Origin of the sequence: Curtobacterium sp. C1 (assembly GCF_021049325.1) — a bacterium.
In the GTDB taxonomy this organism is placed as follows: Bacteria; Actinomycetota; Actinomycetes; order Actinomycetales; family Microbacteriaceae; genus Curtobacterium; species Curtobacterium citreum.
The window spans coordinates 2,171,000-2,189,402 of record NZ_CP088076.1; the positions used below are offsets into that span (position 1 = coordinate 2,171,000).

Below are 18,403 nucleotides of genomic sequence, written 5' to 3' on the forward strand. Positions count from 1 at the left end.
TCGGACGGGAGGCACGTGGCCGGGTCGTCAGCGCGTCGCGCGCAGACGCCCCAACTGCTTCAGGACGTCGGTGAGCGCGGCCGGGTCCGCCACGCGGTGGCCGGCGAGCGTGTCGCCCTCCCCCACCTTCACGCCCACGTCGCCGTCCCGGAGGACCCGGAAGGCGTCCTCGTCGGTGACGTCGTCGCCGGCGAAGAACACGGCGTCCGCGCCCCGCAGCTCGCGGAGCCGGTCGACGGCGTCGCCCTTGGTCACGTGCCGGACGGCGAACTCGAGGATGTCCTTGCCGCCGCGCTCGAGGACCTCCGGGTCGGCGCGGTGCGCGGCCTCGTGCGCGGCGGCGTTCGCCGCCGCGGCCACCTCGGCGCTCGCCCGGCGCGTGTGCACCCCGTGCCCGGCGGGCTTGTGCTCGACGACGACGTCCGGGAACCGTGCGCCCACCTCGTCGAGCGCCGCGCCGACACGGGCCACGCGGGCCTGCTCGTCCTCGGTCAGGGCGGCCTCGGCGTGCCCGTCGACCCGCCACTCGACGCCGTGCGACCCGACGAGCGCCATGTCCTCCGGCGCGTGCGACACCCGGGCGAGTCCCTCGAGCGGCCGTCCGGAGACGAGCACGACCTCGGTGTCGCGGGCGCGCTGCAGGGTCAGCACCGCCGCCCACGAGCCCGGGAGCGCACCGACCCTCGCGGGGTCGTCGGCGAACGGTGCGAGCGTGCCGTCGAAGTCGAGGGCGACGAGCAGTCGCGGCGCAGCCGCGAGCGTCTCGAGGGCCGACGACAGGGCGGTCGGGTCGGTCGACGGCTCAGGCACCACGTGCCTCCCGGGTGTCCTCGGCGGCGCGCGCGGTCTGCGCGTCCTGGTCGAAGATCGACGTCGTGTCCTGGAGTTGCTCGACGTGCTGGTCACCCGGGTCGGCGGCCGAGGGGTCGAGCTTGGCGCGGATCGGCGCGTGCCGGTCGAGCGCCTCGAGGAAGGAGCGCGACCAGCGGGCCACGTCGTTCTCGCGGACGCGCTTCCGGAGCGCGCGCATGCGCGTCGACCGCTCGCGGCGGGGCATCTCGATCGCGCGCTGGACCGCGTCCTTCAGGGCGCCGATGTCGTGCGGGTTGACGATGACCGCCTGCTTCAGCTCGTCGGCGGCCCCGGCGAACTCGGACAGGATGAGGACGCCGTCGTTGTCCGAGCGGGTCGCGACGTACTCCTTCGCGACGAGGTTCATGCCGTCGCGCAGTGCGGTCACGAGCATGATGTCCGCGGCGAGGTACAGCGCGACCATCTCCTCGCGCGGGTAGCCGTGGTGCAGGTACGAGATGGGTTGGTGCCCGATCACGCCGAGGTCGCCGTTGATCCGTCCGACGGTCAGCTCGATCTCGTCGCGGAGCGCCGCGTACGTGTCCACACGCTCGCGGCTCGGGCTGGCGACCTGGACGAGCGTCGCGTCCTCGACCGCGACCCGGCCGTCCTCGATCAGCTCGCCGAACGCCTTGATGCGGTGCCGGATCCCCTTGGTGTAGTCGAGCCGGTCGACACCGAGCAGGACCGTCTTCGGGTTGCCGAGGCTCGCGCGGATCTCCTTCGCTCGCTCCTGGACCTCGGGTCGGTGCGCGATCGCCTCGAAGCTCTCGGCGTCGATCGAGATCGGGAAGTGCCGGGCCTCGACGTGGCGCACGGTGATGCCCTTGCGGCTCCGCGGTGCCGCCGGGTCGTCGACCGGGACGTCGATGGTCGAGCCCTTGGTCGTGTAGCCCTTGATGTGGCGGACCGCGCGGAGGAAGTCGCTCGCGTCGTCGTGCCGCTGGAACCCGATGACGTCGGCGCCGAGCAGTCCGTCGAGGATCTGCGCGCGCCACGGCAGCTGCGCGTAGATGCCGACCGGCGGGAACGGGATGTGGTTGAAGAAGCCGATCGTCAGGTCCGGACGGCGCTCGCGGAGCAGGGCCGGCAGGAGCTGCAGCTGGTAGTCCTGCACCCAGACGACGCCGTCCTGCTCGACGATCTCGACGATCTGGTCGGCGAAGCGCTCGTTGACCCGCTTGTACGCGTTCCACCAGTCGCGGTGGTAGCTCGGGTGCTCGATCACGTCGTGGTAGAGCGGCCAGAGGGTGTCGTTGCTGAAGCCCTCGTAGTACTCCTCGACGTCGTCGGCGCTCAGCGGCACCGGGACGATGTGGATGCCCTCGTTGTCGAACGGCGCCACCTCGACGTCCGGCTGCCCGACCCAGCCGACCCACGCACCGTCGTTCGCCCGCATCACCGGCTCGAGAGCGGTCACGAGGCCGCCCGGGGAGTGCCGCCAGCCCTCGTTGCCGTCCTCGTCGACGACACGGTCGACGGGCAGGCGGTTCGAGGCGACGACGAACGCGTAGCGGTCTGGGTCGGTGTCGGTGGGTGCTGCCATGAGGTGCTGGTCTCTCCGTTCCGCCCGGAAGGTGCGCCGGGGTGCGGAGCCGACGGTACCAGCGCGGGGTCGGGCGGTCCCCGGCCGGACGCCCGGTCGCCGCTGGCTAGGCTTCGCACATGGTCGTGACACGGGCGTGGCGGAACGGGAGTGCGGCGGAGCGGGACTTCCCGGTGGACCGCGTCTCGGACCTGCTCGAGCGGGACGACGACACCTTCGTCTGGGTGGACCACACCGACCCCGGGCCGGAGGACCTGCGACACGTCGAGGACGAGCTCGGGATCCACGCGCTCGCGCTCGAGGACGCCCTCGAGCCGGGGCAGCGCCCGAAGCTCGACCGGTACCGGCAGAGCCTGTTCCTCGTGGTCTACGACGTCGACGGCATCGACGACGACGGCGAGCTCGTGACGCACGAGGTGAAGGCGTTCGTCACCCGGCGCGCCCTCGTCACGATGCACGGGCCCGACGTCGACATGGCCGCGGTCGAACGACGGCTCGACGCCAACGCCGACGTGTGCGACCACGGGGTGCCCTGGCTCGTGTGGGGGCTCCTCGACGCGGTCGTCGACCACGCCACGGTCACCGTCGAGGACATCGAGGCGCGGATCGAGGCGCTCGAGGACGACCTGTTCGAGCACGGCAACCCCCGCGAGCAGCAGATCCAGCGGCGGTCGTTCCGGCTCCGGAAGGCGCTCGGCGTCCTCCGGCGCCAGGTCGTCCCGACCCGGGACAGCGTCGCGTCCTTCCTGCACGGCGACGCCGAGTCGATCCAGGACGGCATCCGCCCGTACTTCCGGGACGTCGAGGACCACCTGGTCTCCGTCGCGGACTCCGTCGACCAACTGCGTGACGCCGTGTCGAGCGTCCTCGACACGAACCTCAACCTGGCGTCGAACCGGCAGAACACCGTGATGAAGAAGGTGACGAGCTGGGCGGCGATCATCGCGATCCCGACGGCGATCACGGGCTTCTTCGGGCAGAACGTGACGTTCCCGGGCGAGGGGCACTGGAGCGGGCTCGCCGCGTCCGTCTCGCTGATCCTGGCGACGTCGCTCGTGCTCTACCGGGTGTTCAAGACGAAGGACTGGCTGTAGCCCGGGTCAGATCTGCAGCGCGAGCACCCCGGCGACGACGGTGAGCGGTGCGACCACGCAGCCGAGCGCCATGTAGCGACCCCACGACAGGTGCACGCCCTCGGACGCGAGCCGGGCGTGCCACAGCAGCGTCGCGAGTGACGCCCACGGCGTGATGAGACAGCCGGCGTTCACCCCGACGAGCAGCGCCGCGTAGCGCAGGGCCTCGTGCCCCGCTGCCGGCTCGAGCACCAGGTACGCCGGCAGGTTGTCGATGGCGTTCGCCGCGACCGCACCGGCGCCGCCGAGCAGCAGGAGCGAGCCCGTCCCGGTGCCGCCGGACAGCGCGTGCACGACCGGGTCGGTCAGGCCCGTGGTGTGCAGCGTCTCCACGACGACGAACAGCCCCGCCGCGAACAGCAGCGTCGACCACGGCACACGGGACGGCCGGAGCTCGGACGGCGCACGGAAGGCCGCGACGACGACGAGCAGCACCGCCGCCGCGAGCGCCGCGATCCACACCGTGACGCCGGCGGTGAGCGCGACGACGAGGGCGACGAGCACGACGGACGCGGCCCAGAAGAACACCGGGTCCCGCGGGCGCCGGACCTCGACCGGGGTGTACCGGCCGAAGAGCTTGCCGCGGAACACGACGAGGAGCACGGCGCACGGCACGACGACCCCGGCGAGCGCCGCCCACACCATGAGGCCGGCGAACGGGATCGGTCCGTCGAGACCGATCTTGTCGACCGCGAGCAGGTTCGTCAGGTTCGACACCGGCAGCAGCATCGACGCGGTGTTCGCGAGCCAGACGGTCGTCAGGGCGAACGGCATCGGGGGCAGGCCGACCCGGCGGGCGAGCGCGATCACGATGGGCGTCAGGAGCACCGCGGTGGTGTCGATCGACAGGAACACGGTGCAGACGACGGCCAGCACGACCACGGACACCCACAGGCCGATCGTGCGGCCACCGCCGACGCGCGCGGCGAGGTCGGCGAGCCGGTCGAAGACGCCCGCGTCGGCTGCGAGCTCGGACACGACGGTCAGCCCGAGGACGAACGCGAGCACCGGGACGACACGCTCGGCGAGGGTCGCGAGGTCGGACAGGGGCAGGAGGCCGAGGACGACGCACACGGCGCCGACCACGAGCAGCACTCCCCCGATGACGGCCTGACGCACGGTGACTCCTCGACGCTCGGGCCGGGCAGGGCGACCGGCGGCGCTCCAATGTAGCGGCCGGTAGCGTGGCGGGGACGACCAGAGGAGGAACCGGTGCGGAAGTTCATGTTCAGCGGTGCGGTGTGGAGTTCGATCATCAGCGGCTACAGCGTGGTGCAGACGACGCGGCAGGGGCCGCGGGACTGGCGCCTCGCGCTCACGTGGATCGCGTGGCTCGCGACGACGATCGTCGCGCTCGGCACGGTCGTCGAGGACGACCGCGCGGTGAAGGCGCGTCAGCGCTAGGTCGCCAGCGCGACCACCCATCGGACGGGAGGCACGGTGTCGGCTGGCACCCCTCCCTCGCAGGCTCGGTCGGCGCGCCCCGCGTGACGCTGGCGCGTCACCGCTGAGCGGGGCGCGCCTGTCCGTCCTCCGGTCGCGTCCGTCAGCGAGCGGGCGGGACGTCCTCCGGGCGGATGCCGGACGTCTGGATCGGTCCGGTGAAGAGCGCGGAGCGCTCGTCGCCCTCGCGGAAGAGCGAGGCGTCCTGCTCCTCGGTGCGCGGTCGGGCCTTGCCGACCGCCTCCCGGCCCTGCGTGACCTGCACGCGCTGCCGCGGGAGCGCGTCCGGGTGCTCGCGCTGCACCCACTCGACCATCTCCTCGCGCACGTAGCAGCGCAGGTCGAACAGGCCGCCGGCGTCCCGGGCACTGACGAGGATGCGCACGCGCACCAGGCCGCCGACCGCCTCGGTGACCTGCAGCACCTTGGTGCGGCCGTCCCAGATCGTCGACGTGCCGAGGATCCGGTCGAGCTCGGTGCGCATCTCGGTCGGGCTGATCCGCCAGTCGAGGTCGAACTCGACGGCGCCGAGGAGCTCGCTCCCCGTACGGGTCCAGTTCTCGAAGGGCGTGCTCGTGAAGTACGTCGACGGCAGCACGAACCGTCGGTCGTCCCAGAGGTGCACGACGACGTAGGTGAGGGTGATCTCCTCGATGCGCCCCCACTGCTGCTCGACGACCACGACGTCGTCCACGCGGATGGAGCCCGAGAACGCGAGCTGCATGCCCGCGAAGACGTTGCCGAGGGTCGACTGCGCCGCGAGACCCGCGACGACGGAGATCAGCCCGGCCGATGCCAGGACGCTGGCGCCGGCGGCCTCGACACCGGGGAACGTGAGCAGGATCGCGCCGACGGCGATGATGACGAGCACGGCGACCGTGAGCCGTCGGATGATGAGGACCTGCGTGCGGATCCGCCGGGCGACGCGGTTGTCCGGGACGTCGACGCGGTAGCGGTGCAGGCCGAGGTCCTCGAGGAAGATCGCGATCTCGCAGGCGAGCCAGCAGCCCACCGCGATCGTGACGATGAGGAACGCGTGGGAGACCTCGTCGCGCCACCGGTACGCCTCGGCGTTCCGCGGCACGCTCGCCGCGAAGGCCGCCCAGGTCAGGGCCACGAGGAGCATCGATCGGAACGGGTGCTTCGTGCGTCGGGAGAGCACGGCGGCCCAGCGTTCCCGTCGGGCGATCGTCCGGAGCACGAGGTGCAGGACGAGCGCGGCGGCGGCCGTCACGAGCAGGGCGATCCCGATCGCGACCAGGAGTCGGAGGAGGGTGTCCATCGGTCCATGCTGTCCGATCCCCCACCGGTCGTGTTCAGCATCGCCTGACCTGTGGTGTCGTTCAGGTCGGCATTCCGTTCCACCCCGGCGCGGACACGCATGTAGGTTGGCGCGCATGACAGCGCAGAACGACACGGGTGTGTCCCGCACGCCCGCGAACGACTTCTCGCACGAGCAGGAGGGCTACCAGCACGGTCTGAAGCCCCGGCAACTGCAGATGATCGCGATCGGCGGGGCCATCGGCACCGGACTCTTCCTCGGCGCGGGCGGCCGCCTGAACACGGCGGGACCGGCCCTGGCGGTCACCTACCTGGTCGCGGGCATCTTCGCCTTCTTCATCCTCCGGGCCCTCGGCGAGCTCGTGCTGCACCGCCCGTCCTCCGGGTCCTTCATCTCGTACGCCCGCGAGTTCTACGGCGAGAAGTTCGCGTACGCCGCCGGGTGGATGTACTTCCTGAACTGGGCGATGACGTCGATCGTGGACACCACCGCGGTCGCCCTGTACCTCCACTACTGGAGCGCGTTCACCGCGGCGCCGCAGTGGCTCCTCGCGCTCATCGCCCTGGTCGTCGTGCTCGCCGCCAACATGGTCGCGGTCAAGGTGTTCGGCGAGCTGGAGTTCTGGTTCGCGCTCATCAAGGTCGCCGCGCTCGTCGTGTTCCTCGTCATCGCGCTCGTCTGGCTCGTCTTCGCGTTCCCGGTGGAGACCGGTGGCGAGGCGGTCCGCACGGGCTTCTCGATCTGGCAGGACAACGGCGGGCTCATCCCGAACGGCGTGCTGCCCGCGGTGCTCGTGGTCCAGGGCGTCGTGTTCGCCTACGCGGCCATCGAGCTGGTCGGCACCGCGTCCGGCGAGACCCAGGACACCGAGAAGGTCATCCCCCGCGCCATCAACTCCGTCGTCTTCCGCATCGCGGTCTTCTACGTCGGGTCGGTCGTCCTGCTGTCCCTGCTGCTGCCGTACACGTCGTACAAGGACGGGCAGAGCCCGTTCGTGACGTTCTTCTCGTCGCTCGGCAACCCGCAGGTGGGCGTCATCGCCGGCTCGATCATGAACTTCGTCGTGCTCACCGCCGCGCTGTCGTCGCTGAACGCCGGTCTGTACTCCACCGGCCGAGCCCTGCACTCGATGGGCATGAACGGCTCGGCGCCGAAGTGGACCACGAAGATGTCGAAGGGCGGCGTGCCCTACGCCGGCATCCTGCTCACCGCGGCCTTCACCGTCGCGGGCGTCGCGCTCAACTACTTCGTCCCGGCGCAGGCGTTCGAGATCGCGCTGAACGTCGCGAGCCTCGGGATCATCACGGCGTGGGGCACGATCATCCTCTGCCAGATGCGTCTGCGGCAGTGGGCGAAGCAGGGCCTGGCGAAGGAGCCGACGTTCCGGCTGCCCGGCGCTCCGGTGACGTCGTGGTTGACCCTGGCGTTCCTGGCGTCGGTCGTCGTGCTCATGGCGATCGACTACCCGGTCGGGACGTACACGATCGCGTCGCTCGTCGTCATCATCCCGCTGCTCGTCGTCGGGTGGTTCCTGCAGCGCGACCGGATCCTGCGCATCGCAGCGCTCCGCGAGGGCGTGACCGGGCCGTACCCGATCGGCGTCCGCGACCCGGCGAACCAGGTCCGTCGCAGCAAGGACGGTGACAGCAGGGGCGAATGATCCCGCACGGACGGTCCGCGCGTCCCCATGTCATCCGGAATGCGCGGGCGGTTCGCCCCGGAACCTTCCACGGGTCCGGCACGCGTCGGTACGATCGGCGTGTGCCGGACCCTTCTGTCTCCCCCGCCCCGACGTTCGACCTGCAGCTGACGTGGCGCGGGACCATCGGTCGGATCCGGGTGTACGACGAGCTCGTGCGGGCCGAGACGAGCTTCGAGCGCGACGCCCTGACGCAGGTCCCGATGGACGAGGTGCGGGGCTGGCGCATCGAGCCGTGCGACTTCGACGCGGTGTGCGTGGAGTTCGTCACCGCATCGGACACCTACCGGGTGCTGCTCGACACGTCCGACGAGCGGATCGCGGCGCTCGTGCTCGGTCGGGCGCTGGGCGACCCGCTGCCGTCCGAGTCCTGAGGCGCGGCGCTGCGGCGCGGCGCGGCGTCCGGACGTGGTCCCGACGCTGCGGCGCGGGTCAGGCCAGCAGCAGCAGGACGCCGGCGACGACCGCGGCGAGGGCGATCGCGAACGCGATGAGCAGCAGCACGAGGTGCACCGTGTAGAAGGTCGTCGGCTTCCCGGCGGCGTCCCGCGCCCGGGCGTCCTTCGCCACGCGCTGGAAGAACCGGGGCCACGTGACGACGTTGAAGACGGCGGCGACGAAGAGCACGATGGCGGCGAAGACGGTCACGCGACGAGTCTAGACACCGCACTCGTGCACCGCTGGAGGCGAGAGCGGCCGGTGCCGCGGGACCCGGGGGTGCTCGGCCGCCCCCAACGCGGCCGAGTCCGCCCCGGCGCACCACACGACGTGTAGCACGTGCTACAGACCCTACACGGCTGGTCCACAGGAGGTCGAGCCGTGCTCGGGAACGTGATCGTTCCGATGCAGAACGACGTCAGGCCGTGCCCGCCGCATCGTCGAGCGCCGACTCCGCGGCGGCCAGGACGGCACGGTCGTCGGGGTCGAGCGGACGGCGGGCTCGTCGCGCGCCGTCGTTGATCTCGACGATCAGGCGGCTCACCCGGGTGGCGGCGTCGGTGGACTCGGGGTAGGCGTTGTCCGTGCCGATGCGCTCGTGCAGCGGCTCCAGCGCGGCCAGGGCGGCGTCGAGACGCCGGCTCGTCCGACGACGCGCGACCTGGTGGCCGATGACGAGCAGGAGCATCCCGGACGCCGTGCACAGCACCGCGCCGGGGGTCGTGACGTCGTACGGCAGGGACAGGGCGTGGGTGACGTCGAGCCGACCGGCGACGTGCGCGAGGTCCATGACGACCACCACGACCATGCGGACGACACCGAGCACCCCGCCGAGGACGATGAACCACAGGCCGAGGCGGTCGGCGGCGGTGCGGGCCTCGCGCAGGTGGAGCGCGCAGATGACCGCCGTCGCGGCCAACGCCGTGCCGAGGTACGCGGTCTGCGCGATCGAGTACACGGCGGCGGCCGGCTGGTCCCCGGCGACGAGCATGAACGTCGTGGTCGTGGCGGGACGATCGAGCGCGACGAACGCCCCGACGACCACCACGACGACGACCACGCACGCGACGACGATCGTGGTCCGCAGCCACGGACGTGCGGCGCCGACCGCCTTCGCGACGCCCCAGAGCAGCGTGCTCGTCCCGGCGACCATCAGGCAGTCGCTCAGCACCGTGACGACGTTCTGCCCGCCCAGCAGGGGGTCGAGCCAGCGGTACAGCGGGTCGACGTTCGTGACGACCGTCGCCGCGAACAGCAGGAACGTCACCGCGAGGGTGCGGTCCTGTCCGCGCTGCAGTCGGAGGAGGACGACGCTCCCGACGACCAGGACGAGCGCCTGGGCGACGGCGAGGATCACCCGAAGACCCCGCGGAAGGCACTCGGCCGGCCGCGGTGCCGTCGGATGAGACCCGCGAGCTGGTCGGCGAAGAGCTCGGCCTGGTGTTCGTAGTCGTTCGTGAACATGCCGCGCGCGAGGGCCCGCTCGACCTTGTACTCCGGCACGTCGGGGATGACGTCGCGGACGTAGGCCGACTGCGGCGCGTGCTCCTGGTGGCGATGCAGCACGTGTCCGAGCTCGTGGCCGATGACGAACGCCCGGAAGGTCTCGGACGCGGTGGGCGAGATCATCACGAGGTGCTGGTGCTCGAGCGTCGCGACGAAGCCACAGACGGGCTCCTCGCTGAGGAACGACTCCTCACGCACGACGATCGGCTTGCCGACGTGGTCCGCGGCCGCGGCGACGGCCTGGTCGATGTCCGACCAGCCCTCGCGCTCACCCCGCGCCCAGAAGGCGTCGACAGAGGCGGACGCCTCGCCGTGGCCGGTCGGCTCGGTCATGCGACGCTCCCCCGCGCCGACTCCTCCTCGAGCACCCGGGCGATGCGCCGCAGGGCGTCCGGCGAGAGCTCCCCGGGGAACGTCCGCGCCGCGAAGCCGCTGACCCGAGCCGAGCGGAGTGCCCGCACGAGCTCGATCTGGGCACCGATCCGCTCCGGGACCGCACTGTCCTCGAGCAGGAAGCGCTCGTCCACCTCGAAGAAGCCGGCGAGCACGCGGAGCAGGTCCGTGTCGCGGTTGCGCCGACCGTCCCCGGAGATCATGTAGGTCCACTTCGCGCGGGAGAGCGACCCGCCACGTGCCGCGACGTAGTCCTCGACCGCGGAGAACGGCACCGGGGCACCGCGCTGCGACTCCTCGAAGTCGAGCAGCAGGTTGAGCCGGCGCGCGAGCTCGGCCGCGTCGAGCGCGCCACCCTTGGGATCGGTGGTCGTCATGTCGATCGGACTCCTCCCCAGTCGCCAGCGGTGCACGCAATGGTAGCGCGGTCCCGCCGTAGCCTGTCGGGATGTCCCGCGTCCTGCCCTCGACCGTCGCCGGCACCGTCGAGCACGAACGGACGGTCAACCGCTCCCGCTTCATCGCGACGGTCGCGCCGGTGGTGGACGTCCCCGACGCCGAGCGGGTGGTCGCCGAGGTCCGACGCCGGTACTGGGACGCGCGGCACCACTGCACGGCGATGGTCACGGGCGTCCTCGGGGACCAGGCACGGTCGTCCGACGACGGCGAACCGTCCGGCACCGCCGGCGTCCCGATGCTCGAGGTCCTGCGACGCCGCGACCTGACCGACCTGGTCGTCGTCGTGACGCGGTACTTCGGCGGCGTCAAGCTCGGCGCCGGTGGGCTCGTCCGGGCGTACTCGTCGGCGGTCTCCGAGGCGCTCGACCACGCGGCGCTCGTCCGACGAGCCGAGCGCACCCGGGCCACCGTGGACGTGCCGCACGCGGAGGCCGGCCGGATCGACAACCTGCTGCGCGAGTGGGTCGGACACCACGACGCGACGCTCGACGCCCCCGAGTACGCCGCCACGGCCACGTTCTCGCTCTGGGTGCCGGAGGACGCCCTCGACGCCCTGCGCGCCGACCTCGCTGCCGCCTCGGCCGGGACGCTCGTCCCCGAGTCGGGTCCGACCCGCGTGGTCGACCTGCCCGACCGAACGTCCGGCACCTGACCGATCGCGCCCGACGCGGACGGACCGCGGACGGCTCCAGATCCGGTCCGCCCGATCTCGTCGTCATTGACGCCCCGCGCGTGTCGCGCCGATCGACCCCGACAACACCCGCGTATGACGAAGCAGGCCCGGTCGGGATGATCCGACCGGGCCTGCTGTGTGTGGTGCGCCCCCTCGGACTTGAACCGAGAACCCACTGATTAAGAGTCAGTTGCTCTGCCAATTGAGCTAGAGGCGCATGGTGTTGAGTTGTCTGCTGCTCTTGCACTTGCGTGCTGCAACGGGAAACAACAATAGCATGGGTTCTGGGTGCTCACGACCACTCGGGCACCGGACACGAACAGGAGCACCATGACGGACCGTCTCGCGGTCGGCGACACCGCCCCCGACTTCACCCTCCCGGACCAGGACGGCACGGAGCACGCGCTCGCCGACCTGCGCGGTCGGAAGGTCATCGTGTACTTCTACCCGGCGGCCTCGACCCCCGGGTGCACCACCGAGGCGTGCGACTTCCGCGACAACATGACGTCGCTCCAGGCGGCCGGCTACGAGGTCCTCGGCGTCTCGAAGGACGAGCAGGCGAAGCTCAAGGAGTTCCAGCACGAGCAGGTCCTGACCTTCCCGCTGCTGAGCGACCCCGACCTCGCCGTGCACCGCGCCTACGGCGCCTGGGGCGAGAAGAACAACTACGGGAAGATCGTCACCGGCACGATCCGCTCGACGATCGTCGTCGACGAGGACGGCCGTGTGCAGCTGCCCCTCTACAACGTGAAGGCGACCGGTCACGTGGCCAGCCTCCGGAAGAAGCTCGGCCTGGTCTGAACCCAGCCACGGACGGACGGGAGGCGCGGTGCCAGCTGGCACACCTCCCTCGCAGGCTCGGTCGGCGCGCCCCGCGTGACGCTGGCGCGTCACCGCTGAGCGGGGCGCGCTCCCGTCCGTCTGCGCTCACGTCCCGAGACGCGACGTCAGTCGTCCCGCTGGCCGCGCGGGACGAGCGCGGCCGTGACCGGCCGCGAGAGCACGAGGGTGAGGCCGACCAGTGCCGGGATGAGGAGCACCCAGCCCACCCAGGCGACGCGAAAGACGCCCTGGAACGCGCCGATCGCGAGCGCGCCCTGGAGCACCTGCCAGACGATGATCCCGGAGCGGACCCACGAGCGGTGGTTCCGGAGCCCGAGGAACATCGCGACGAGCCAGGTCGCGGCGATCGCGGCGAGGACCACGAGCGCGATCGCGGAAGCGATGCTCGACGCCGGCGCGACGAGGAGTTCCACGAGGAGTGCGACCGTCACGAGGACGAGCGCGAGCGCCTCGAGGCCGACGACCACGAGCAGCGTCGTGAACGCCGGGGATCGACCGGCGACGGGGCCGGGGCCGTTCGGGGTGGTCTCGGACACAGCGATCCTCCAGATGGAACCCTTGATTTGGTACCACCAGTATGGAACGATATTCGAGGTCGTTTGGACGGCACGATGTGGTGTGCGTCTCCCGCGGTTCGACGCTCCTCCCCCGAGCGTTCAGCGGGCGTCAGACTCGCTCCCAGCGGATTCCTCCCCCACAGGTCTCCCCTCGTGCCCTGTGCATGCTCAGCGTTCCGATCCCCGAGCCGCGGCCCCGGCCTGCCGTTCGAGCATCGACATCAAGGAGCACCACACATGGACTGGCGTGACCAGGCAGCTTGCCTCACCGCGGACCCCGAGCTCTTCTTCCCGGTGGGCAACACCGGACCCGCCGTCGACCAGATCGAGAAGGCCAAGTCGGTCTGCGCTCGGTGCACGGTGACGGAGATGTGCCTGCAGTACGCCCTCGAGAACAACCAGGACTCGGGCGTCTGGGGCGGCCTCAGCGAGGACGAGCGTCGTGCGCTGAAGCGCCGCGCGGCCCGCGCCCGCCGCGCCTCCTGACGCAGCACCACCACCGACACGACGACGCCCGTCGCTCCCCCGGGAGCGACGGGCGTCGTCGTGTGTCCAGCCTGGGGCGGGCCCACGGCGCCGAGCGCTACGCGGCGCCGGCGGCGGTGAGCCAGCGGAACGGGATCGTGATGGTGACCTCGGTGCCACTGCCGGTGAGCGTGTGCCAGTCGATCGTCCCGCCGAGCTCGCCCTGGATGAGCGTGCGGACGATCTGCGTGCCGAGCCCCGAGCCGACCTTGCCCTCCGGCAGGCCTCGGCCGTTGTCGCGGACCTCGATGTCGAGGTGGTCGTCGGAGCGGTTCGCCACGATCTCGACCTCGCCGTCGCGGCCGTCCAGCCCGTGCTCGACGGCGTTCGTGACGAGCTCGGTGAGGCCGAGCGCGAGCGGGGTCGCCGCCTCCGAGGGCAGCACGCCGAACTCGCCGGTCTTCTTCGGGCGGACCGTCGTGTTGTGGGACGCCGCGACCTCGGTCACGAGCTTCAGCACGGAGTCGAACACCTCGTCGAAGTCGACGTTCTGGCTGAGGCCGGTCGACAGGGTGTCGTGCACGACGGCGATCGCCGCCACGCGACGCATGGCGTTCTGCAGTGACGTCCGGGCCTCGTCCGAGTGGGTCCGGCGCGCCTGGATGCGGAGCAGGGACGCGACCGTCTGCAGGTTGTTCTTGACGCGGTGGTGGATCTCGCGGATCGTCGCGTCCTTGGTGATGAGCTCGCGCTCCTGGTGCCGGAGCTCGGTGACGTCGCGGCAGAGCACGATCGCGCCGATGCGGTCGCCCTGGTCGCGGAGCGGGATGGAGCGCAACGAGACCGTCACGCCCTTCGCCTCGACGTCGGCGCGCCACGGAGCCCGCCCGGTCACGACGAGCGGCAGGGACTCGTCCACGTCGAGCTGCGAGCCGATCAGCTCGGTCGTGACCTCGGCGAGGGACTTCCGCTCGAGCTCACCCTCGAAGCCCATGCGGTTGAAGGCGCTCAGGCCGTTCGGGCTCGCGAAGGTGACGACGCCGTTCGTGTCGAGGCGGAGCAGCCCGTCGCTCGCACGGGGCGCGCCGCGACGGGGGCCGGCCGGGGCACCGAGGTCCGGGAAGTCGCCCGTGGCGATCATCCCGAACAGGTCGTTCGCGCTCGCGGTGAAGTTGAGCTCCTGGCGGCTCGGGGTCCGCATCTCGTCCTGGTTCGAGTGCCGCGTGACGACGGCGATCGGACGCTCGGTCGTCTCGGCGCTGTTCGCGTTCAGGCGACGGAGCACCGGGATCGCCCGGACGCGCGTCGGGGTGTCCTCGTACCAGTCCGGCTCGGCGGAGTCGACGACCCGGGCGGCGGCGAAGCACTCGGTGACCTGCTCGCGCCACTCCTCGCGGATCTCCTGCCCGACGATGTCGCGGTAGAAGAGCGTCGCGGCAGAGCTCGGCCGGGCGTGCGCGACGGCCACGAAGGAGCCGTCCTCGGCGGTCGGTACCCAGAGCACCATGTCGGCGAAGGACAGGTCGGCGAGGAGCTGCCAGTCCCCCACGAGCAGGTGGAGCCACTCCACGTCCGCTTCCGAGGATCGGCCTTGCGCAAGGACGAGGTCACTGAGGGTCGACACCACGTCAGTCTAGGTGCGGACCGTTGTGGACAATGGCACGCCTCCACAGCCCCGCTGCTTTCGTATTTCTCATGTCGTACACATTCGTACGTTCGCCACATGGGAGGGACCGGGGTGTCAGGACACGCGCATCGACTCGACAACGAGGACGACGACGAACGATCGGAGACGACGGTCCGAGCCGTCGCCGCGGTCCCGGCTCCGCGGCCCGCCGGAACACCGGCCCCGCCACCGGAACCCGGGACGCCGGACGCCGACGACCCGCCGGACCCGGCCGAGGTCGCCGCTGCCCTCGCCCGCTGCGTCGTGGAGGTCCTCGCCGGCGCCCGTGACGTCGACAGCATCGCGCGGTGGGTCAGCGAGGACGTGCACCGGCACCTGCTGCACCGCGCGGCCGTCGCCGGCCGTGCTCGAGCGCTGCGGCGTCGCGCCCGGACGCGGCCGCTCGTCCAGGTCGGCACCACCCGGGTCTGCCCGGTCGCGCCCGGCGTGGTCGAGGCGGCCGTCGTCGTGCACACCCGCAGCCACGCGCGCGCCGTCGCGCTCCGCCTCGAACGCCGGCAGGGCCGCTGGCGGGCCGTCGTCGTCGGCGTCCTCTGACGCGTCGTACCCGACAGACGGACGGGAGGCGCGGTGCCAGCCGGCACCGCGCCTCCCGTCCGTCGCGCACGCGCTCGCGCGCCGCTGCGGATCAGCCCTTCTTGGCCGCCTGCCGGCGCTCGGCCCGATTGTTCGCGGAGGCCTGACCGGAGGCCGTGGCCGCGTTGCCGAACGCGGACCCCTGCTCCGGACCAGCAGCGGCCTCGGCCTCGGCCTGCGCCTTCTGGGCACGGGCCGTCGCCGCCTGCTCGAGGCGACCCTGCTCGTCGCGGACCTCGACCTCGCCGTCGATCGACGGTGCCGAGTACTCGAGTCCGGTGGCCTCGCCCTCGCCGAGGCCCTTCGCCTCGATCACGGCGTTGTCGCCGTCGGACTGGACCTGCACCTCGAGGTTGAAGAGGTAGCCGACGGACTCTTCGCGGATCTGGCCCATCATGCTCTGGAAGAGCGCGTAGCCCTCGCGCTGGTACTCGACCAGCGGGTCGCGCTGGGCCATGGCGCGGAGGCCGATGCCGTCCTTCAGGTAGTCCATCTCGTACAGGTGGTCACGCCAGCGGCGGTCGATCACCGAGAGGACGACGCGGCGCTCGAGCTCGCGCATGGCCTCTTCGCCGAGGAGTTCCTCGCGCTTCTGGTAGGCGAGCTTGGCGTCGGAGAGGATCTCGCGCCCGAGGAAGTCGCGCGTCGCCTTGCCCTTCGAGCCGGCCTCCGTGATGACCTCGTCGATGGAGATCGAGATCGGGTACAGCGTCCCGAGCTCGGTCCACATCGCGTCGAGGTCCCAGTCGTCCGCGTTGCCCTCGGCGGTGTGGGTGTCGATCACGTCGTCGACAACGCTCTTGAGGAACGTCTGCGCCCGCTCGTGGATGTCGTCGCCCTCGAGGATGTGACGACGGTCGCTGTAGATCGCCTCGCGCTGGCGGTTCAGGACGTCGTCGTACTTCAGGACGTTCTTGCGGATCTCGGCATTGCGGCCCTCGACCTGCGCCTGGGCGGAGCGGATCGCGCGGCTGACGAGCTTGTTCTCGATCGCCATGTCGTCCGGCACGTTCGAGCGGCCCATGAGGCTCTCGGCGGCACCGGAGTTGAACAGGCGCATCAGGTCGTCGGTGAGCGACAGGTAGAAGCGGCTCTCGCCCGGGTCACCCTGGCGGCCGGAACGGCCGCGGAGCTGGTTGTCGATGCGGCGCGACTCGTGACGCTCGGTGCCGAGCACGTAGAGCCCGCCGGCGTCGCGGACCTTGTCGCCCTCGGACTCGACGGTCTTCTTGACCTCGGCGAAGACCTCGTCCCAGGCGGCCTCGTACTCCTCCGGCGTCTCCGTCGGGGACAGCCCCTTGGCGTGCATCTCCTGCACGGCGAGGAACTCGGAGTTGCCGCCGAGCATGATGTCCGTACCGCGACCGGCCATGTTCGTGGCGACGGTCACGGCGCCGAGTCGACCGGCCTGGGCCACGATCGCGGCTTCACGTGCGTGGTTCTTCGCGTTGAGGACCTCGTGCTTCACGCCCTTCTTGGCGAGGAGCTTCGACAGGTACTCGGACTTCTCGACGCTCGTCGTGCCCACCAGGACCGGCTGGCCCTTCTCGTGGCGCTCGGCGATGTCCTCGGCGACCTGCTCGAACTTCGCCTTCTCGTTCTTGTAGACGAGGTCGGTCTGGTCGATGCGCTGCATCGGCTTGTTCGTCGGGATCGGCACGACGCCGAGCTTGTAGGTCGACATGAACTCCGCCGCCTCGGTCTCGGCGGTGCCCGTCATGCCGGAGAGCTTCTGGTACAGGCGGAAGTAGTTCTGCAGCGTGACGGTCGCGAGGGTCTGGTTCTCGGCCTTGACCTCGACGCCCTCCTTCGCCTCGATCGCCTGGTGGATGCCCTCGTTGTAGCGGCGGCCCATCAGGATGCGGCCGGTGTGCTCGTCGACGATCAGGACCTCGCCGTTCATCACGACGTAGTCCTTGTCGCGCTTGAACAGGGCGACGGCCTTGATCGAGTTGTTCAGGAACGAGATGAGCGGGGTGTTCGCCGACTCGTACAGGTTGTCGATGCCGAGGTAGTCCTCGACCTTCTCGATGCCGGGCTCGAGCACGCCGACGGTGCGCTTCTTCTCGTCGACCTCGTAGTCCTCGCCCGGGATGAGCCGCGTGGCGATGGAGGCGAACTCGGTGAACCAGCGGTTGGCCTCACCCGAGGACGGACCGGAGATGATGAGCGGCGTGCGGGCCTCGTCGATGAGGATCGAGTCGACCTCGTCCACGATCGCGAAGAAGTGCCCGCGCTGCACCATGTCCGAGGCCTGCCACGCCATGTTGTCGCGCAGGTAGTCGAAGCCGAACTCGTTGTTCGTGCCGTACGTGATGTCCGCGGCGTACTGCTCGCGGCGCTCGGCGGGGGTCTGGTTCGCGATGATGCAGCCCGTGGTCATGCCGAGCGCGCGGAAGACCCGGCCCATGATCTCGGACTGGTACGACGCGAGGAAGTCGTTGACCGTGATGACGTGCACGCCGCGCGACGGGATCGCGTTGAGGTAGGCGGCGGTCGTCGCGACGAGGGTCTTGCCCTCACCGGTCTTCATCTCGGCGATGTTGCCGAGGTGCAGGGCCGCGCCGCCCATGAGCTGCACGTCGAAGTGCCGCATGCCGAGCGTGCGCTTCGCTGCCTCGCGCACCGCGGCGAAGGCCTCGGGGAGCAGGTCGTCGAGGGTCTCGCCGTTGGCGTACCGCTCGCGGAGCTCCTTCGTCTCGTCCTGGAGCTCCTCGTCCGTGAGGCTCGCGAAGTCGTCCTCGAGGTCGTTGATGGCCGAGGCGTACGCCTTCAGCCGACGGAGGGTGCGCCCTTCGCCGATGCGGAGGACCTTCTCCAGCACGTTTGCCACGTGAGCTCCTTACGGGGT

General features: G+C 70.9%; 19 protein-coding genes and 1 tRNA gene. 8 read left to right on the forward strand and 12 right to left on the reverse strand.

Annotated elements, in window-relative coordinates; genetic code table 11:
- Positions 1-27 precede the first annotated feature (27 nt).
- Together otsB and otsA are read right to left on the reverse strand one after the other, a co-directional pair.
- Positions 28-810, reverse strand: coding sequence for a trehalose-phosphatase (gene otsB / locus LQK89_RS10405; protein WP_186315360.1), 783 nt, complete (start codon positions 808-810; stop codon positions 28-30).
- Positions 803-2,398 (reverse strand): alpha,alpha-trehalose-phosphate synthase (UDP-forming), encoded by a 1,596-nt coding sequence (gene otsA / locus LQK89_RS10410; RefSeq protein WP_231049052.1) that lies wholly within the window; start codon positions 2,396-2,398, stop codon positions 803-805. Before otsA ends, otsB begins: the two co-directional genes overlap by 8 nt.
- A 119-nt stretch (positions 2,399-2,517) precedes the next feature.
- Between otsA and LQK89_RS10415 the strand changes: the two genes are divergently transcribed.
- A complete protein-coding gene (locus LQK89_RS10415) occupies positions 2,518-3,492 on the forward strand; it encodes a magnesium transporter CorA family protein (protein ID WP_175325151.1) in 975 nt (324 codons plus the stop codon).
- A 6-nt stretch (positions 3,493-3,498) separates the two neighbouring features.
- Here LQK89_RS10415 and LQK89_RS10420 read toward each other — a convergent pair whose 3' ends face one another.
- Positions 3,499-4,650, reverse strand: coding sequence for an SLC13 family permease (locus LQK89_RS10420; RefSeq protein WP_174778057.1), 1,152 nt, complete (start codon positions 4,648-4,650; stop codon positions 3,499-3,501).
- Positions 4,651-4,743: 93 nt separating this feature from the next.
- Here LQK89_RS10420 and LQK89_RS10425 point away from each other — a divergent pair, with 93 nt between their 5' ends.
- On the forward strand, positions 4,744-4,935 hold the full coding sequence (locus LQK89_RS10425) for a hypothetical protein (RefSeq protein WP_058728987.1): 192 nt from the start codon (positions 4,744-4,746) through the stop codon (positions 4,933-4,935).
- 142 nt (positions 4,936-5,077) lie between these two features.
- On the opposite strand, the gene LQK89_RS10430 is transcribed toward LQK89_RS10425, so the two are convergent.
- Positions 5,078-6,256 (reverse strand): mechanosensitive ion channel family protein, encoded by a 1,179-nt coding sequence (locus LQK89_RS10430; protein ID WP_231049053.1) that lies wholly within the window; start codon positions 6,254-6,256, stop codon positions 5,078-5,080.
- A gap of 115 nt (positions 6,257-6,371) precedes the next feature.
- On the opposite strand from LQK89_RS10430, the gene LQK89_RS10435 reads away from it, so the two are divergent.
- Both LQK89_RS10435 and LQK89_RS10440 read left to right on the forward strand, forming a co-directional pair.
- Entirely contained in the window at positions 6,372-7,916 is a 1,545-nt protein-coding gene (locus LQK89_RS10435; RefSeq protein WP_231049054.1) for an amino acid permease, read from the forward strand.
- A 101-nt stretch (positions 7,917-8,017) separates the two neighbouring features.
- Positions 8,018-8,329 (forward strand): hypothetical protein, encoded by a 312-nt coding sequence (locus LQK89_RS10440; protein ID WP_174778055.1) that lies wholly within the window; start codon positions 8,018-8,020, stop codon positions 8,327-8,329.
- A gap of 58 nt (positions 8,330-8,387) precedes the next feature.
- Here LQK89_RS10440 and LQK89_RS10445 read toward each other — a convergent pair whose 3' ends face one another.
- The 4 genes from LQK89_RS10445 to LQK89_RS10460 form a co-directional block, all read right to left on the reverse strand.
- Positions 8,388-8,603 carry an SCO4848 family membrane protein gene (locus LQK89_RS10445; protein WP_058742984.1) on the reverse strand — a complete coding sequence of 72 codons (216 nt, stop codon included), beginning with the start codon at positions 8,601-8,603 and terminating at the stop codon, positions 8,388-8,390.
- Positions 8,604-8,811: 208 nt separating this feature from the next.
- On the reverse strand, positions 8,812-9,750 hold the full coding sequence (locus tag LQK89_RS10450; RefSeq protein WP_231049055.1) for a hypothetical protein: 939 nt from the start codon (positions 9,748-9,750) through the stop codon (positions 8,812-8,814).
- Entirely contained in the window at positions 9,747-10,232 is a 486-nt protein-coding gene (locus LQK89_RS10455; protein ID WP_175325155.1) for an ImmA/IrrE family metallo-endopeptidase, read from the reverse strand. Before LQK89_RS10455 ends, LQK89_RS10450 begins: the two co-directional genes overlap by 4 nt.
- Positions 10,229-10,669: a hypothetical protein gene (locus LQK89_RS10460; RefSeq protein WP_231049056.1), complete on the reverse strand. Its 441-nt coding sequence runs from the start codon at positions 10,667-10,669 to the stop codon at positions 10,229-10,231. Before LQK89_RS10460 ends, LQK89_RS10455 begins: the two co-directional genes overlap by 4 nt.
- A 71-nt stretch (positions 10,670-10,740) precedes the next feature.
- Here LQK89_RS10460 and LQK89_RS10465 point away from each other — a divergent pair, with 71 nt between their 5' ends.
- Positions 10,741-11,403, forward strand: a complete 663-nt coding sequence (locus LQK89_RS10465; protein ID WP_231049057.1) for an IMPACT family protein — start codon at positions 10,741-10,743, stop codon at positions 11,401-11,403.
- Between the two features lie 162 nt (positions 11,404-11,565).
- Here LQK89_RS10465 and LQK89_RS10470 read toward each other — a convergent pair.
- Positions 11,566-11,641: transfer RNA gene (locus tag LQK89_RS10470), tRNA-Lys, on the reverse strand.
- A 113-nt stretch (positions 11,642-11,754) separates the two neighbouring features.
- Here LQK89_RS10470 and bcp point away from each other — a divergent pair.
- Entirely contained in the window at positions 11,755-12,225 is a 471-nt protein-coding gene (gene bcp, locus LQK89_RS10475) for a thioredoxin-dependent thiol peroxidase (protein ID WP_231049058.1), read from the forward strand.
- 146 nt (positions 12,226-12,371) lie between these two features.
- Here the strand turns inward: bcp and LQK89_RS10480 are convergent, their stop codons facing one another.
- Positions 12,372-12,803 (reverse strand): hypothetical protein, encoded by a 432-nt coding sequence (locus LQK89_RS10480; protein ID WP_231049059.1) that lies wholly within the window; start codon positions 12,801-12,803, stop codon positions 12,372-12,374.
- A gap of 258 nt (positions 12,804-13,061) precedes the next feature.
- On the opposite strand from LQK89_RS10480, the gene LQK89_RS10485 reads away from it, so the two are divergent.
- Positions 13,062-13,310 carry a WhiB family transcriptional regulator gene (locus tag LQK89_RS10485; protein ID WP_022904217.1) on the forward strand — a complete coding sequence of 83 codons (249 nt, stop codon included), beginning with the start codon at positions 13,062-13,064 and terminating at the stop codon, positions 13,308-13,310.
- Positions 13,311-13,407: 97 nt separating this feature from the next.
- On the opposite strand, the gene LQK89_RS10490 is transcribed toward LQK89_RS10485, so the two are convergent.
- Entirely contained in the window at positions 13,408-14,913 is a 1,506-nt protein-coding gene (locus LQK89_RS10490; RefSeq protein ID WP_058742177.1) for a sensor histidine kinase, read from the reverse strand.
- A 99-nt stretch (positions 14,914-15,012) separates the two neighbouring features.
- Here LQK89_RS10490 and LQK89_RS10495 point away from each other — a divergent pair, with 99 nt between their 5' ends.
- On the forward strand, positions 15,013-15,513 hold the full coding sequence (locus tag LQK89_RS10495) for an Rv3235 family protein (protein ID WP_174778049.1): 501 nt from the start codon (positions 15,013-15,015) through the stop codon (positions 15,511-15,513).
- Positions 15,514-15,604: 91 nt separating this feature from the next.
- On the opposite strand, the gene secA is transcribed toward LQK89_RS10495, so the two are convergent.
- Entirely contained in the window at positions 15,605-18,385 is a 2,781-nt protein-coding gene (gene secA, locus LQK89_RS10500; RefSeq protein WP_058742171.1) for a preprotein translocase subunit SecA, read from the reverse strand.
- Positions 18,386-18,403 lie beyond the last annotated feature (18 nt).